Genomic DNA, 13,249 nt, shown 5'->3' with positions numbered 1-13,249 from the left:
TGAGGAGATGTCAGCATGTCGGATACGTGTGAACTGACGTTCCCAATAGACGGAATGACCTGCGCCGCGTGTGCGGCACGCATTGAGAAACAGGTTTCCAAGGTGCCGGGCGTGAGAGACGTGCACGTAAATTTGGCTTCGGAGCGGGCGCGGGTGCTGCTCGATGACGTGGCCTCCTGGGCGGCGGTGGTCGAGAAAATTGAAAAAACGGGATACCATGTCCCAACCAGCCAGGTGATGTTTCGGATTGACGGGATGACGTGCGCCGCTTGCGCCGCCCGCATCGAAAAAGTGGTCGGACGAGTGCGTGGCGTTCAGTCCGTTCAGGTGAATTTGGCGTCAGACTCAGCACAGGTCACGTTTGTGCCAGGCGTGGTTCAGGAGTCGGATCTGATTCGGACGATTGAGAAGGCCGGGTACGGCGCCAGATTGGCATCCGAGACCGCTGCGGAAGAAGAGCGGCTTCGCAAACAACAAGCGTATCGGCGCGACGTCCTCAAGTTTTGGGCATCCGTGGTCATGACAGCGCCGCTGGTTGTGCAAATGGTGTACATGCTGTTCGGCGGTATGGGATTCTTGCCAAATTGGGTGAGCTGGCTGCTGGCCACGCCCGTTCAGTTTTATGTCGGCTGGCGGTTCTACCAAGGCGCATATCATGCGCTGCGGGGTGGCGCAGCCAACATGGATGTGTTGGTGGCGCTCGGTACCTCCGTCGCCTACGTGTACAGTGCCATTCTCACGGTACAAGGTCGGTGGGATGTGTATTTTGACAGCTCAGCCACTGTTATCACGCTCATTTTCATGGGGAAGCTGTTGGAAACCCGCGCGAAGGCAAAATCCAGTTCTGCCATTGCGACGCTCGCCAACATGAGGGCAAAAGTCGCGCATCGCCTGCGGGATGGTGAAGAGGTGGACGTTCCAGTGGACGAGCTGCGCGTGGGCGACGTGGTTCGAGTACGCCCTGGAGAAAAAATTCCGAGCGATGGGATTATCCGGGAAGGCACCACCGCGGTAGACGAATCTCTGTTGACCGGGGAGCTGCTGCCCGTTGTTAAGGGGCCCGGAGATGCCGTGGTGGGTGCTACCGTGAATCAGACGCACGCGGTCACCCTGGAGATCACGAAGGTGGGCGCGGATACCGTCCTCGCGCAGGTGATCCGCTTGGTGGATCAGGCGCAGGGATCGAAAGCGCCCGTACAGCGCCTCGCTGACCAAATTGCAGGTATTTTCGTCCCCGTCGTCCTTCTGATTGCGTTGCTGACGCTGATTGGGTGGGGGTGGCTCGGCAACTGGTCGGCCGGGCTGCTGTCAGCTGTGGCCGTGTTGGTGGTTGCGTGCCCGTGTTCTCTCGGGCTCGCCACGCCAACGGCCGTGATGGTGGGGACCGGAGTGGGGGCGGAAGCGGGCATCCTGATTAAAGGCGGGGAACACCTGGAACGAGCGCATGAAGTGAACACCGTCATCTTTGACAAGACGGGAACGATTACGACTGGCAACCCCCAGGTGACAGACGTGTGGACGCCGGATGGCATTTCGGTGGACGACTTGTTGTTGGCCGCTTCGGCGCTGGAAGCGCAGAGTGAACATCCGTTGGGCGCGGCGATTGCGCAGCATGCGAAGGACCGGGGGCTCTCCCTTCGAAAAGCGGTGCAGGTGCGGGCAATACCCGGCAAGGGGATTGAAGGCGTGGTGGATGGTGTCCGGGTTCGCGTTGGCAATCGGCGGTGGATGGTGGAAAGCGGGATGAAGGAATTTCCCGAATCGACGCTGCTCGCGTACGAGCAAGCGGGGAAAACGGCGGTGCTGGTGGCACGCGAGCGGACGCTGCTCGGCGTCATCGCTTTGGCGGATACCATCAAACCGGACGCGCCGGAGACGGTCCGACAGCTCAAACAACTGGACGTGGATGTGTGGTTGATTTCCGGAGACAATGAGCGAACGTCGACCGCCATCGCGGCTCAGGTGGGCATTGAACACGTGATGGCCGACGTCCTGCCCGCGGACAAAGCTGCCCAGGTCGAAGCACTGCGTGCACGCGGACGCGTGGTGGCCATGGTGGGGGATGGCATGAATGATGCGCCAGCGCTTGCCGCGGCAGACATTGGAATGGCCATGGGGACAGGGACCGATGTGGCGATGGAGGCTGCGGACATTGTGTTGATGAAGAGCAGCACGATGTCGGTGGTGGATGCCATCCGACTGTCCAAAGCCACGATGCGAAAAATTCGCCAAAACCTGTTCTGGGCGTTCATCTACAATGTACTCGGGATTCCGCTGGCTGCCCTCGGTATCCTCAGTCCCATCATTGCGGGGGCGGCCATGGCACTGAGCTCCGTCAGTGTGGTCACGAACAGTCTGTTTTTGCGGAGGCTCCGGCTTGGAAGGGAGGTGCATGCCGCACGCTAAAGCACTGCATGGAATTCGACGTGGATGCGTTTACTGGTCCAGTATAGATGAAGGAGATGTATGCAACATGACCACGACCACCATTGTTGTCAAAGGCATGACCTGCGGGGGATGCGTGAACGCTGTGACAAAGGCGCTGCAGAACGTGGACGGCGTGCAGGAGGCCAAGGTGGACCTGGAAGGTCAAACGGCGACTGTGACGTTTGATGAGGCAAAAACCAGTGTGGAAGCATTGAAAGCAGCGGTGGAAGAGGCGGGTTACGACACCCACTGACGCCGAATGGGCATGCAGTGATGGTCAGTTCCGTCATCCGGGACTGGCCCGAAGACTTCAGGATTGACACGCGGCGAGACAAAGAGGGGCCTCCGGTCGGCGCACGGAGGTCGGATGATACCATGTCGTGCGCGGCGGCAGGCCCCCTCTACTCACAATTTCATCATCCGAAGTCGCCAGTGTCCAGGCTCCACCTCAGAAATGACGACATTCATGCCCATGCTCTCCAGCGCGGCAATCAGATGACTTGCTCGATTAGGAACGTGAACCTCACACAACGTGCCGATGGGAGCATCGCCGACAAGCGTCAGGATTTCGTTCCTCGGTTGGCGTCCGGATTGAATGGCGCTGCGCGCATCAATGATGAGTCGCGGTCCGTCCATTTCAATCCTTAACAACTCGTTCACAGACATCCCCGCCTCCCTCCGAATGCATGCTTTCTGCGCTGACGGACAAAGATACTGTCCTGCTCATTGGGGATTCCAGACTGTGTTTCGCGTCGTCGTACAGCGCACTCAGGCCGCCATACAGGGCATAGAAGAACGCGTCGGGCGCATGGAGAGAGAACGATCGGTAGTTCCGCGGATCCATCCCGAGCACATGCTCAAACAATCGTGCGCTGTCGTACGCGTAGAAGCAGAAATTGGTGTACTCGAACGCCGGCATCTTGTCGACGATGGTTAAAATTTCTTGAGCGTACGTTGGAACGTCCTCCGCAGCCACTTGTACCATCCGGATCGCATCTTCCAAAGCAACGGAAATGCGAAGCGTTTTTCATCCATAACTTCGATGCTGGCCATGACCAGCCTCCCTTCTTCAGAAGGCCCTCCCTCCGACCAAAGGGTCAAGCCCAATCGAAGACCACCAGAGTCGTCTCGATGGACGCGGTGTGGCGTCACGCCTCAATGCATCCAATTTTGATCCGGAACTGTTCCGGGCCGCGTTCCACGTAATCCCACGTGAACATGCCTGGTCGCTCCAGATCGAACTGATGGCGGAGAGGTTTTGGATCATGGTCGTTGATCAAGAGCATCGCCTCGCCGGGATTTAGTTGGTCGAATGTGTCGAAGATGACCTTGTGCTTCAGGTGCGGCGGATATTCCGTGGCATTCACGGTCTTCGTGAATTCACTCATGATTCATCCCTCCGAGTAAGGTTGATGGCTGCACATGAAACTGTACGTGCCCTGCGCCTTCTCGGTGGTGATGAAAATCACATAGGTTGGTCGGTCTCTCGCTTCTCGGTGTGACCATCGAAATCGCAGACGTCGGCTTTCAAAGGCATCCAACCAGATAGGACAGCGCCGCCTTCGGGGGAATTCTCTGCGTACAACTCCCCGCCATGACTGCGAAAAATGCGCCGTGCGATGGTGAGTCCGAGTCCGGCGCCTCCGGTGGCGAGGTTTCTGGATGCGTCCCCTCGATACATGGGTTCAAAGATGTGCGCCAAATCCTTCGGTGAAAAGCCGGGGCCGGTGTCGTGGATCACGAGGACAATCTTCTCTGGATCGCTCTTCACTTCAACCGTGATCTTGCCCGCCTGAGGCGTGTGTCTGATTGCGTTATCCAACAGATTGGTGATGGCTCGCTGCAAAAGATGAGGGTCCCCTGAAACCCAACCTTCGCCGGGGCGGATGGTTGTGTCCAGTGAGATCCGTTTTTCCCGTGCCTTATGAATCATGCTTGTGACCGTTGCCTTCACTACGTCAGAGAAATGAAAGGACTCCCTCTGCAGTGTCTGCTCCATATATTCCAATCGAGTAAATGCGAACAAATCGGAAACCAACCGTTCCAGATGAGCCGCCTTCTCTTTGCAGACGTTCACATAGTGCGCGAGCTTGTCCGGAGATGAAGCAATGCCCTGTTCTATGCCGTCGAGATATCCGCGCAATGCAAACAGGGGGGTTCTCAGATCATGTGCGATGGCGCCGATAAAAAACCTGCGCTCCTCTTCTAACTTTTGCTGCTTTGCGAACGAATCTCGAAGCCCTTTCACCATCACCTGAAAGGCCGTGCGGACCTGTTTGATCTCGACCGTGTTGGACGGTGCAAGTTCAAAGTCCAGATCTCCGTCCGCGATTTTTAGCGCGGCGCGACTCATCGATTCCAAGGGTTGAACCACATTTCTTCCCATTTGAAAACTGACAAAGACAATCGCGAGGATGACTGCGAGGACGGCGCCTATCGCCGCCGGTGGGTCGGCCTTTCCCGGTTGGGATAGCTCCACGGTTCCAACCCATTTCCCGTTCACCATCACCAGCGCTTGCTGCGTCGACATCCAGTGATGGTGGCCATGCTGTGAGGTTGCAAAAATCACCTGATTCGATGGAGACAGGATTGCCGCCGCCACGCCCTCACGCTGTAATTCCAGTGTTATCTGTGCCTGCCAACGGGGATTCGTCCAATTACGCTCGTTCTCGGTGATGGCTTGCATCATCTGCGAGAGGTTCGTCTGTTCATCGCGGTTCACTGTTCTCCACGGCTGTGTGCTGGCCAAGTGTATGATGAGATACACAACCCAGGGAAACACAACAATGGATAGAACGCCGATGACCATGTATTTTCTAATCCTCATTTTGGCTTCCCCTCGAATCGGTACCCAACGCCCCATACATTGACAATGTATTGCGGCTTGTTGGGATCGCGTTCAATCTTCTCCCGTATCCGGGCAATGTGAACCCGGACCGTATGTTTGTCGCCAACTCCATCCCAGAACTGGTCGAGAAGAGACTCATATGTGAATACCTGGCGGGGGTGTTCCGCCAGCAGGCAGAGTAAATCAAATTCTTTCGGGGTGAAAGGAACGGTTTTGCCAGCCACGCGAACCTCGCGCGCCGATGGATTCAGCACGAGTCTTCCGTAATCGAAAGTGGGGGGACGCCTGGGTTCCTTCGAACGAACTCTGCGCAATACGGCTTTCACTCTCGCCACCACTTCCGCCGGCGAAGCGGATTTGACAATGTAATCATCTCCGCCGATGCCAAGGCCTCGTATCTTATCTGCATCGTCATCCCGGGCACTCAGGAAGAGGATGGGCAGGTCATGGCCTGCACGAATTTGCTTACACAACTCAAACCCGTTCTGCCCCGGCATCATCACATCGAGGATCATGCAGTCCACGGGAACGCGCGACAACAAATTTCTTGCGTCTTCCGCACAGGTTGCGGTTTCCACCCGAAACCCTTCGTACTCCAGAAAATCGGTCATCAGTTCCACAATCGACAGATCATCGTCGACGACCAACACGGTCTGTGTTCCGTCCATGGCAGTCCCTCACTTGTCAGGATTCGATGGGCATCGAATATGGGATTCACGGCAAGTGTAGCATGTTCCGTACGCCATCTGTTTCTCCGACGATGACTGTGCTTTAACCGTGACGCATTGTTGATCCTTTCGTGACACCTTGCCTCATGAATTGGAGACATTGACTCGGTATCCTCACGCCATGCCACAAATGTGGCACAACGTGAAGGAGGGATTTCAAATGTGGTGTAATAATCATCATGGATTCGGTGTACTTCCGTTCTTCTTGTTTCCGCTGGGATTCTTTCTGATTGCGGTTCTGTGTTTCACCTTGGTTCGTATCATGTTCTTCCGCTGGTGTCGGCGTCGCGGGGGCGCAGGCTGTGGACTCATGGACGGCCCTTGGAACCAAGTTCGCGACGCGGAGGCCATCCTGAAACGGCGGTTGGCCATGGGCGAAATCACGGAAGAGGAGTACAGGCATCTTCGAAGTGTTTTGAAGGACCAGACGGATCGTCCCAACTAAGGCAATAGACGTCACCGAATCCACAGATCAGCTTGTCTTGGCGTGAGTGTCAGACAAGACGTTTGAATCGCTCATACCAAGGCGAAAGGGCGGTACTGCATGCAAAGAGTGGCCATCATTGGGGCGCCGGGAGCCGGAAAATCCACGTTCGCGCAACGACTGGGTGCAATTACGGGGATTCAGGTCTTCCATCTTGACCGCCTGTTTTGGAAGCCGGGATGGGTGGAGACGCCAAGAGACGAATGGATCACTCTTCAAGAGCGCTTGGTCCAAAATGAAGCGTGGATTATCGACGGCAATTACGGAGCCACGATGGACATCCGCGTTCAGGCTGCGGACACCGTCATCCATTTGGATTTCCCGCGGCGCGTGTGCCTGTGGCGGATTGTCAAGCGATGGATCCGCTACCGGGGACGCACGAGGCCGGACATGGCCCAAGGGTGCCCGGAAAAGATGGATTGGGCGTTCTTTCGGTACACTTGGGCGTTCCGGCGGCGGGAGCAGGCAGCCATTGTTCAGCGTTTGGAAGAAGCGGCCCGGCAAGGAAAACAAGTGGTTAGCCTGTGCACCGTGTCGCAGGTGAACGCCTACCTTTCCGCTGTGCAAGGAGGTGATTGCTCTCGGAGCGGGGGCCGCGGCATCGATTAGAGTTTGGGGGTGAGGCCTTGTGAAGCGAGTTGTCTGGCGAGGATTGGATGGATTGTCCTTGGAATACTGCACGTTTCAATTGACAGGTGAAACGAAAGTTTGTGGGCAGGTCATCGGGGACATGTCCGGCACCCTCGGCCGCGTAAACTACGAGGTTCGTTGCGCACAGGATGGTTCGACGCAAGGGGTGGCCGTCCAGTTCAGCACCCTGCGTACAGAATCGGAGCTCGAACTACAGCGGGAGACGAATGGAATCTGGAAGGTTCGTGGGGAACAGAGAGCGGATCTTGCGAACTGCTTGGATGTGGATATCGGAGTGACTCCTTCCACCAATGCCATGGCGATTCGGCGATTGAGATTGCAGCTCGGCGAATCTCGTGCGTTGACCGTCGCTTGGCTGCGGTTTCCTGAGTTCAAACTAACTGCAATGAGACAGCGGTACACGCGAATCGGTGACAATACGTATCTCTACGAATCCTTGGAAAGTGGCTACAAGGCTGAGCTGACAGTGGATGACGACGGGATCGTGCAGACCTATGGCAGTGAATGGGAGATTGTCACGGATTCATAAACAGCTCGTCGCCATGGGCGCGCGTTCATCCGGGCAGACACGGTCCATCTACAACGCAGAGAAGGGGGCACGGCCCCCTCTGCTCGCGGGTGAGCGTGGCGCGAAGTCTCCAGGCCTCAGTGCTCACGGAGCTGGAACATCCGGCGAAACATCGCTCGGTTCCGTTCGCGGAAGATTTCGTTGTGGGAAGACACCATGGCTTGCGCCGCCGCGCCCGGTTCGATATATTGCTTGGCTTGGTTGACCGCGTTGGCCGCATCCTGAAACGCCCCTGCAATCAATTGCAACTTCCCGGGATGGCGGAGAATATCACCCGCGGCGTAGAGACCAGGGACAGACGTTTCGCTGCGAGCGGTGCCGTCAACATAGCCGTCCTGATCCAAGCGGATGTTCAAATTGCTGTTTCGCAACAGGGATGTATCCTGGGTGAAGCCGTGATTCACAATGACCTCATCCACAGCAACAACGGTGCGAATGCCCGTGACCAGATTCGTCAGTTCCACCGCTTCAATGGCGTCGCGGTACGGGCCGGCCAGCAGTTTGGTGATGGAAGATTGAAAATGACATTCGACGGAACTGTTCAAGAGCTGGCTGACGTGTGATTCGAGACCGTTCAGTCGGTTGCCGCGATACACCAGATACACCTTTTTCGCGATGCGTTCCAGTTCATTCGCCCAATCGACCGCAGAGTTGCCTCCTCCCGAAATGAGCACCACTTTGTCCTGAAATCTTTGCAAAGATTGCACCGTGTAATGCAGGTTGGCGACCTCATAACGCGATGCGCCTTCCACTTCCAGCTTCTGATGCTGCAGGATGCCGCTGCCCACGGCGAGAATCACGGTTCTTGAAAAGTGTTCCTGTCCAGATGCGCACTGAAGGACAAAGGTACCGTCCGCTCGCCGCGAAATTTGCACCACTTTTTCACCCAGAACCACCTCGGGTTCAAAAGTCAGTCCCTGCTTCGTGAGTTGTTCAATCAGTTGAGCGCCGGTCAGTGGTCTGAGGCCGCCGATGTCCCAGATCATCTTTTCAGGGTAAATATGAATCTTCCCGCCGAGGACATCTTGGAATTCGATAATCTTCGTTTTCATTTCGCGAAGTCCGCTGTAGAACGCGGAAAATAAACCAGCGGGTCCGCCGCCGACGATGGTGACGTCAAAACATTCCTCCGTATGCACACAGTCCACCCCTGCAATCCATTTGCATCTGTGATTTCACCGGATTATTATTCACTAACCGTTGACATTAGTCAAAACTAATCATATGATGCAAGTGAAACATGACTAATTTAGTCATGTTTTGTGGTTGGCCCACGTTGCTGCCGTGGAGTCGGGGGAGGAAACAGGAAATCGGTGTGTCAAGGAGGGGAACAAGGATGGCGCGCCTGCAAACGGAGCGACTACATATTGGGTACGGTGATCGCGTTGTGGTACAGGACCTGACGCTCGCCATTCCCGACAAGAAAATCACGGCCATCATCGGAGCGAACGGTTGCGGGAAGTCCACATTGCTCAAGGCCCTCACCCGGATCATCTCGCACCGTTCCGGCTCTGTGCTGCTGGATGGCAGAAGCATCACACAAGAAAACACCAGGGAACTTGCCAAAAAGATGGCGATTCTGCCACAAACGCCGGACAGTGTGACGGGGCTGAGCGTCGGGGAACTGGTCTCGTACGGACGCTTTCCATATCAGCGGGGATTTGGACGATTGACGGAACGGGATATCGATATCATCCGCTGGGCATTGACTGAGACAGGGATGCTCGCCTATCAACATCATCCGGTCGACGCATTGTCGGGAGGTCAGCGTCAGCGCGTGTGGATAGCGATGGCGCTCGCCCAGGAGACCGACATCATCTTTCTCGACGAGCCGACCACGTACTTGGATCTGGCCCACCAACTGGAAGTGCTGGAGTTGCTCCAGACCTTGAACCGAACGCAGGGGAGAACCATCGTGATGGTGCTGCACGACGTGAACCACGCTGCCCGGTTTGCCGACCATATCATCGCCCTCAAGAACGGACGAATTGTCCGCGCGGGTCCGAGCGAAGAAGTCATCTGCCAGGAAGTTCTGAAGGAAGTATTTCAAATTGACGCAGTCGTTGGTCGCGACCCATACACCCACAAACCGATGTGCGTCACCTATCAATTGGTCAAAGGAGAAGACGATTGTGCTCAAACGATTTAAACCGCTCGTGTCCCTGGTTTTGTTGCCCATGTTACTGGTGAGTGCCTGCGGAGTGACACCCAATGCCACCCAGCCGGCGGAACAGGGCAGTTCATCGCAGATGGTCACCTATCAGTCTGAGAACGGTCCCGTCCAAGTGCCGGCGCATCCGAAGCGGGTGGTGGTGCTGTCGACGTTCGACGGCGATGTGTTGGCGCTGGGGGTGCACCTCGTCGGGGTGGATCCCTACGCGAAGGCGGACCCGTTGTTCAAGGACCGCCTGAAGGACGCCACGGTTGTCTCTGATGACGATTTGGACAAAATCATGGCGCTCAAACCAGACCTGATCATTGGCTTATCCAGCACGAAAAACGTGGACCGGCTGAAGCAAATTGCGCCGACCGTCACGTACACCTACGGAAAGCTCGATTATCTCACCCAATTTGAAGAGATCGGAAAATTGCTCGGCAAGGAGGCGGAGGCTAAGGCTTGGGTTGCCAATTACAAGAAGCAGACAGCCGTCATCGGTGAACAGATCCGGGCGAAAATCGGTCCCAAGGCAACGGTTTCCGTGATAGAAGCCTCCGCCAAGCAGTTGTGGGTGTTTGGTGACAACTGGGGACGGGGCACGGAAATTCTCTATCAGGCGATGAAACTGAATATGCCCGAGAAGGTGAAGGAGACGGCGTTGAAGCAGGGCTACTATCAGATTTCACCGGAAGTATTGCCCGAATTCTTCGGGGACTATGTGATTCTCAGCAAGATGCCCGGTGAGGATACGTCGTTCCAAAACACGGAGACCTACAAAAACATTCCGGCGGTGAAACAACACCACGTGTTTGAGGTCAATGCGTCCGTCTTCAGCTTCAACGATCCCATTTCCTTGGATTACGAGTTGAACTTCATCAAGAAGTCATTCCTGGGAACCTGAGTAACGCGGGGGAGATTTGGGGAGGCGTCCGCGCAATCTGTTTCAACATTCTTGGGTGGAGAAGATGAGATGAGAGATCGACAAACGTGGCCGTTTGCAAGCAAAATGCTCGTCGGTGCAGCCCTGCTCACCGTCTCCTTCATCGTCACGATGGTGTACGGAGCCGCGAACGAAAGTTTGAGAGAGGTCTGGCTTGCTCTGTTCACTCATACCACCAACGAGTCGGCCAATGTGATCCGGGAAATTCGTCTACCGCGCGAAGTCGGCGCCGTATTGGTCGGTGCGGCGCTGTCGGTCGCTGGGGCGGTGATGCAAGGACTCACCCGGAATCCGCTCGCCGATCCGGGCCTGCTCGGGTTGACCGCCGGGGCGAACGCGGCGCTTGCCATCGTCCTTGCCTGGTTTCCAGGAACGAGCGACTTGGCGGTGACTGTGGTGTGTTTTGTCGGGGCCGCACTGGGTACTCTGCTGGTCGTTGGCATTGGTGCCGCCCGGCGCGGCCGCTTTTCTCCACTCCACGTCGTCCTCGCCGGCGCCGCAGTGACGGTCTTTCTGGACGCGGCGGCACAGGGGATCTCCATCGCGTCCAACACCGCGAGGGACGTGTCCGTGTGGACGGCGGGGGGATTGGTGGGGACGACCTGGAGCCAGGTCCGCATGGTCGCACCGTTCATCGCCGCAGGGATCGTGATGGCGCTCGTCTTGGCGAGACAGTTGACTGTGCTCAGCTTGGATGAGGAAGTTGCGTTGGGCCTGGGCCAACGAACGGGGCTCATCCGCCTCATTTTGTACATCGTGGTCACTCTGTTGGCCGGCGCTTCTGTGGCGTTGGTGGGGAACATCGCGTTCTTCGGTTTGATGATCCCGCACTTGGTGCGGCCCTTCGTAGGGACGGACTATCGATATGTTTTACCCATGTCCGCTCTTGTGGGAGCGTCTTTCATGTCGCTGGCGGACACGTTGGGGCGGGTCATCAGCGCGCCGTATGAAACACCGGTTATCGCCATTATCGCGGTCTTTGGCCTGCCATTCTTCCTATTTGTCGTGCGCAGAGGGGTGAACGCGTTCTCATGATCCATCCGGCCGTCTTGCGTAAACAGAAGATGGTGGTGTCGGCGTTCATCCTGTTGATTGTCCTGACCATGATCTTGGCAATGGGAATTGGCAGTTCCGCTGTCTCCTTTCATGCGCTCATCCCGACGCTGCTCGGCAGAGGAAATTTCTACGACGAATTTCTCCTGTTCGGGATCCGCTTGCCGCGCATGATGGTGACGTTGCTCGCGGGAATGGCGTTGGCCGTGTCTGGCGCTGTGCTCCAGAGCATTACCAAAAACGACATCGCCGACCCGGGCATCATGGGCATCAATTCGGGGGCCGGTGTTGCCATCGCCGTATTCTATCTGTTTTTTCCGTTGGACGCAGGTACGTTCACATACGAAGTGCCAGTTGTGGCCTTCGTGGGCGCTCTCATTACAGCGTGTCTAATCCACGTGTTCGCATATCAGCCAAGGGTTGGCTTGGAGCCGGTGCGTTTGATTCTGGTCGGTTTTGGCTTTTCCATCGCCCTCTCCGGTCTGATGGTCATGCTGATATCCTCTGCGGGCCCCGAGAAGGCCGACTTCATCGCGAAATGGCTCGCCGGAGAGATCTGGGGTACGAGCTGGCCGTTCGTTTGGGCGATTTTACCCTGGCTGGTGGTGCTGATCCCGTTCACCATGTACAAGGCGAACCGGTTGAACCTCTTTGGGTTGCACGACGCGGTGTCGATTGGCCTCGGCCTGCACCTTCGGAGGGAACGGGCGATACTGCTACTCACTGCAGTCGCATTGGCGGCTTCGGCTGTCTCGGTTACAGGCGGCATCGCGTTCGTCGGACTCCTGGCGCCACATTTGGCCAAATCGTTGATTGGCCCAAGAAGTCAGTTGTTCATGCCCATCGCGTTGTTGATGGGTGGCTGGCTTCTCCTTGTTTCCGATGTCGTGGGGCACAATTTGGAATTGCCTGCTGGCGTGATGGTCGCGCTGATTGGTGCACCGTATTTCCTCTTTCTATTGACGCGAAAAAGATGACCTGTGTGGCATCTCCTTCGGGGATCAGTACGCCATTCCATACGACCTCATCCTATGATCACCAATTTCCTCTCGCGCATGTACAGAGTGGAGGACTGGTATACTGGCCCCAGAGTCAACCCAGACAGAAGGGATGGGTTAAGATGAAGTAGAGGTGTTTATGATGCCGGGACGTAAGTGGACAGTGGACGAGAAGATGAACATCGTGCTCGAGGGCATGATGCCCGGTGCGAATATCAGCGAGGTATGTCGGCGGCATGGCGTGGCCCAGAGTCTGTATTACAGGTGGCGTGAAGCGTTCCTGACTGGTGGACGGGCTGGGCTTCAGTCCGGACCCTCTACGAGGGAGCAGGAGCTGGAGAAAGAGTTGCAGGAGGCTCGGGCTAAGATCGGTGAACTCACGATGCAGGTGGAT

Annotated in this window: 16 protein-coding genes; 10 read left to right on the top strand and 6 right to left on the bottom strand. The window is 56.5% G+C overall.

The genetic code is table 11. The annotated features are described in order from the left end of the window. Positions 1-15 precede the first annotated feature (15 nt). Positions 16-2,406, top strand: coding sequence for a heavy metal translocating P-type ATPase (locus G463_RS0110300; protein WP_026975100.1), 2,391 nt, complete (start codon positions 16-18; stop codon positions 2,404-2,406). 67 nt (positions 2,407-2,473) lie between these two features. After that, positions 2,474-2,680: a heavy-metal-associated domain-containing protein gene (locus G463_RS0110295; RefSeq protein WP_026975099.1), complete on the top strand. Its 207-nt coding sequence runs from the start codon at positions 2,474-2,476 to the stop codon at positions 2,678-2,680. Positions 2,681-2,832: 152 nt separating this feature from the next. Here G463_RS0110295 and G463_RS0110290 read toward each other — a convergent pair whose 3' ends face one another. From G463_RS0110290 to G463_RS0110270, 5 genes are all read right to left on the bottom strand, one after another. Beyond that, positions 2,833-3,093 (bottom strand): hypothetical protein, encoded by a 261-nt coding sequence (locus G463_RS0110290; protein ID WP_035486785.1) that lies wholly within the window; start codon positions 3,091-3,093, stop codon positions 2,833-2,835. Beyond that, positions 3,065-3,412: a hypothetical protein gene (locus G463_RS19890; RefSeq protein WP_211227410.1), complete on the bottom strand. Its 348-nt coding sequence runs from the start codon at positions 3,410-3,412 to the stop codon at positions 3,065-3,067. The genes G463_RS0110290 and G463_RS19890 overlap by 29 nt, the downstream gene beginning before the upstream one ends. 163 nt (positions 3,413-3,575) lie before the next feature. Beyond that, the gene (locus G463_RS0110280) at positions 3,576-3,815 is read right to left on the bottom strand and encodes a DUF2249 domain-containing protein (protein WP_026975097.1); all 240 of its coding nucleotides are present in this window, start codon (positions 3,813-3,815) and stop codon (positions 3,576-3,578) included. 77 nt (positions 3,816-3,892) lie between these two features. After that, on the bottom strand, positions 3,893-5,254 hold the full coding sequence (locus G463_RS19885; protein WP_051322184.1) for a sensor histidine kinase: 1,362 nt from the start codon (positions 5,252-5,254) through the stop codon (positions 3,893-3,895). Further along, entirely contained in the window at positions 5,251-5,943 is a 693-nt protein-coding gene (locus G463_RS0110270; protein WP_026975096.1) for a response regulator transcription factor, read from the bottom strand. The genes G463_RS19885 and G463_RS0110270 overlap by 4 nt, the downstream gene beginning before the upstream one ends. Before the next feature lie 220 nt (positions 5,944-6,163). On the opposite strand from G463_RS0110270, the gene G463_RS0110265 reads away from it, so the two are divergent. The 3 genes from G463_RS0110265 (at position 6,164) to G463_RS0110255 (ending at position 7,667) form a co-directional block, all read left to right on the top strand. Next, on the top strand, positions 6,164-6,448 hold the full coding sequence (locus G463_RS0110265) for an SHOCT domain-containing protein (RefSeq protein ID WP_026975095.1): 285 nt from the start codon (positions 6,164-6,166) through the stop codon (positions 6,446-6,448). A gap of 99 nt (positions 6,449-6,547) precedes the next feature. Then, positions 6,548-7,096, top strand: coding sequence for a DNA topology modulation protein (locus G463_RS0110260; RefSeq protein ID WP_026975094.1), 549 nt, complete (start codon positions 6,548-6,550; stop codon positions 7,094-7,096). A gap of 19 nt (positions 7,097-7,115) precedes the next feature. After that, positions 7,116-7,667, top strand: a complete 552-nt coding sequence (locus G463_RS0110255; RefSeq protein ID WP_026975093.1) for a putative glycolipid-binding domain-containing protein — start codon at positions 7,116-7,118, stop codon at positions 7,665-7,667. 116 nt (positions 7,668-7,783) lie between these two features. Here G463_RS0110255 and G463_RS0110250 read toward each other — a convergent pair whose 3' ends face one another. Continuing rightward, entirely contained in the window at positions 7,784-8,845 is a 1,062-nt protein-coding gene (locus G463_RS0110250; RefSeq protein WP_026975092.1) for an NAD(P)/FAD-dependent oxidoreductase, read from the bottom strand. Positions 8,846-9,042: 197 nt separating this feature from the next. On the opposite strand from G463_RS0110250, the gene G463_RS0110245 reads away from it, so the two are divergent. From G463_RS0110245 to G463_RS0110225, 5 genes are all read left to right on the top strand, one after another. Then, on the top strand, positions 9,043-9,855 hold the full coding sequence (locus G463_RS0110245; protein ID WP_026975091.1) for an ABC transporter ATP-binding protein: 813 nt from the start codon (positions 9,043-9,045) through the stop codon (positions 9,853-9,855). Between the two features lie 28 nt (positions 9,856-9,883). Then, complete coding sequence (locus tag G463_RS0110240; protein WP_051322190.1) at positions 9,884-10,765, top strand: iron-hydroxamate ABC transporter substrate-binding protein; 882 nt, start codon at positions 9,884-9,886, stop codon at positions 10,763-10,765. Between the two features lie 69 nt (positions 10,766-10,834). Beyond that, a complete protein-coding gene (locus tag G463_RS0110235) occupies positions 10,835-11,839 on the top strand; it encodes a FecCD family ABC transporter permease (RefSeq protein ID WP_026975089.1) in 1,005 nt (334 codons plus the stop codon). After that, positions 11,836-12,834, top strand: coding sequence for a FecCD family ABC transporter permease (locus G463_RS0110230; protein ID WP_026975088.1), 999 nt, complete (start codon positions 11,836-11,838; stop codon positions 12,832-12,834). The genes G463_RS0110235 and G463_RS0110230 overlap by 4 nt, the downstream gene beginning before the upstream one ends. Positions 12,835-12,997: 163 nt before the next feature. Then, on the top strand, positions 12,998-13,249 hold a 252-nt coding region (locus G463_RS0110225), incomplete at its 3' end, for a transposase (RefSeq protein ID WP_026975087.1).

This window comes from Alicyclobacillus contaminans DSM 17975 (assembly GCF_000429525.1).
Taxonomy (GTDB): Bacteria; Bacillota; Bacilli; order Alicyclobacillales; family Alicyclobacillaceae; genus Alicyclobacillus_A; species Alicyclobacillus_A contaminans.
Note: the sequence above shows the minus strand (reverse complement) of the source record. Positions and strands in the feature narration are given on the sequence as shown.

Excerpts from the sequence above, each read along its gene's own strand:
- G463_RS0110280 (WP_026975097.1), bottom strand. The coding sequence starts at position 3,815 with ATGAGTGAATTCACGAAGACCGTGAATGCCACGGAATATCCGCCGCAC.
- G463_RS0110290 (WP_035486785.1), bottom strand. The coding sequence starts at position 3,093 with ATGTCTGTGAACGAGTTGTTAAGGATTGAAATGGACGGACCGCGACTC.
- G463_RS0110300 (WP_026975100.1), top strand. The coding sequence starts at position 16 with ATGTCGGATACGTGTGAACTGACGTTCCCAATAGACGGAATGACCTGC.
- G463_RS0110235 (WP_026975089.1), top strand. The coding sequence starts at position 10,835 with ATGAGAGATCGACAAACGTGGCCGTTTGCAAGCAAAATGCTCGTCGGT.
- G463_RS0110270 (WP_026975096.1), bottom strand. The coding sequence starts at position 5,943 with ATGGACGGAACACAGACCGTGTTGGTCGTCGACGATGATCTGTCGATT.
- G463_RS19890 (WP_211227410.1), bottom strand. The coding sequence starts at position 3,412 with ATGGTACAAGTGGCTGCGGAGGACGTTCCAACGTACGCTCAAGAAATT.
- G463_RS0110295 (WP_026975099.1), top strand. The coding sequence starts at position 2,474 with ATGACCACGACCACCATTGTTGTCAAAGGCATGACCTGCGGGGGATGC.
- G463_RS0110240 (WP_051322190.1), top strand. The coding sequence starts at position 9,884 with ATGTTACTGGTGAGTGCCTGCGGAGTGACACCCAATGCCACCCAGCCG.
- G463_RS19885 (WP_051322184.1), bottom strand. The coding sequence starts at position 5,254 with ATGAGGATTAGAAAATACATGGTCATCGGCGTTCTATCCATTGTTGTG.
- G463_RS0110230 (WP_026975088.1), top strand. The coding sequence starts at position 11,836 with ATGATCCATCCGGCCGTCTTGCGTAAACAGAAGATGGTGGTGTCGGCG.
- G463_RS0110265 (WP_026975095.1), top strand. The coding sequence starts at position 6,164 with ATGTGGTGTAATAATCATCATGGATTCGGTGTACTTCCGTTCTTCTTG.
- G463_RS0110260 (WP_026975094.1), top strand. The coding sequence starts at position 6,548 with ATGCAAAGAGTGGCCATCATTGGGGCGCCGGGAGCCGGAAAATCCACG.
- G463_RS0110245 (WP_026975091.1), top strand. The coding sequence starts at position 9,043 with ATGGCGCGCCTGCAAACGGAGCGACTACATATTGGGTACGGTGATCGC.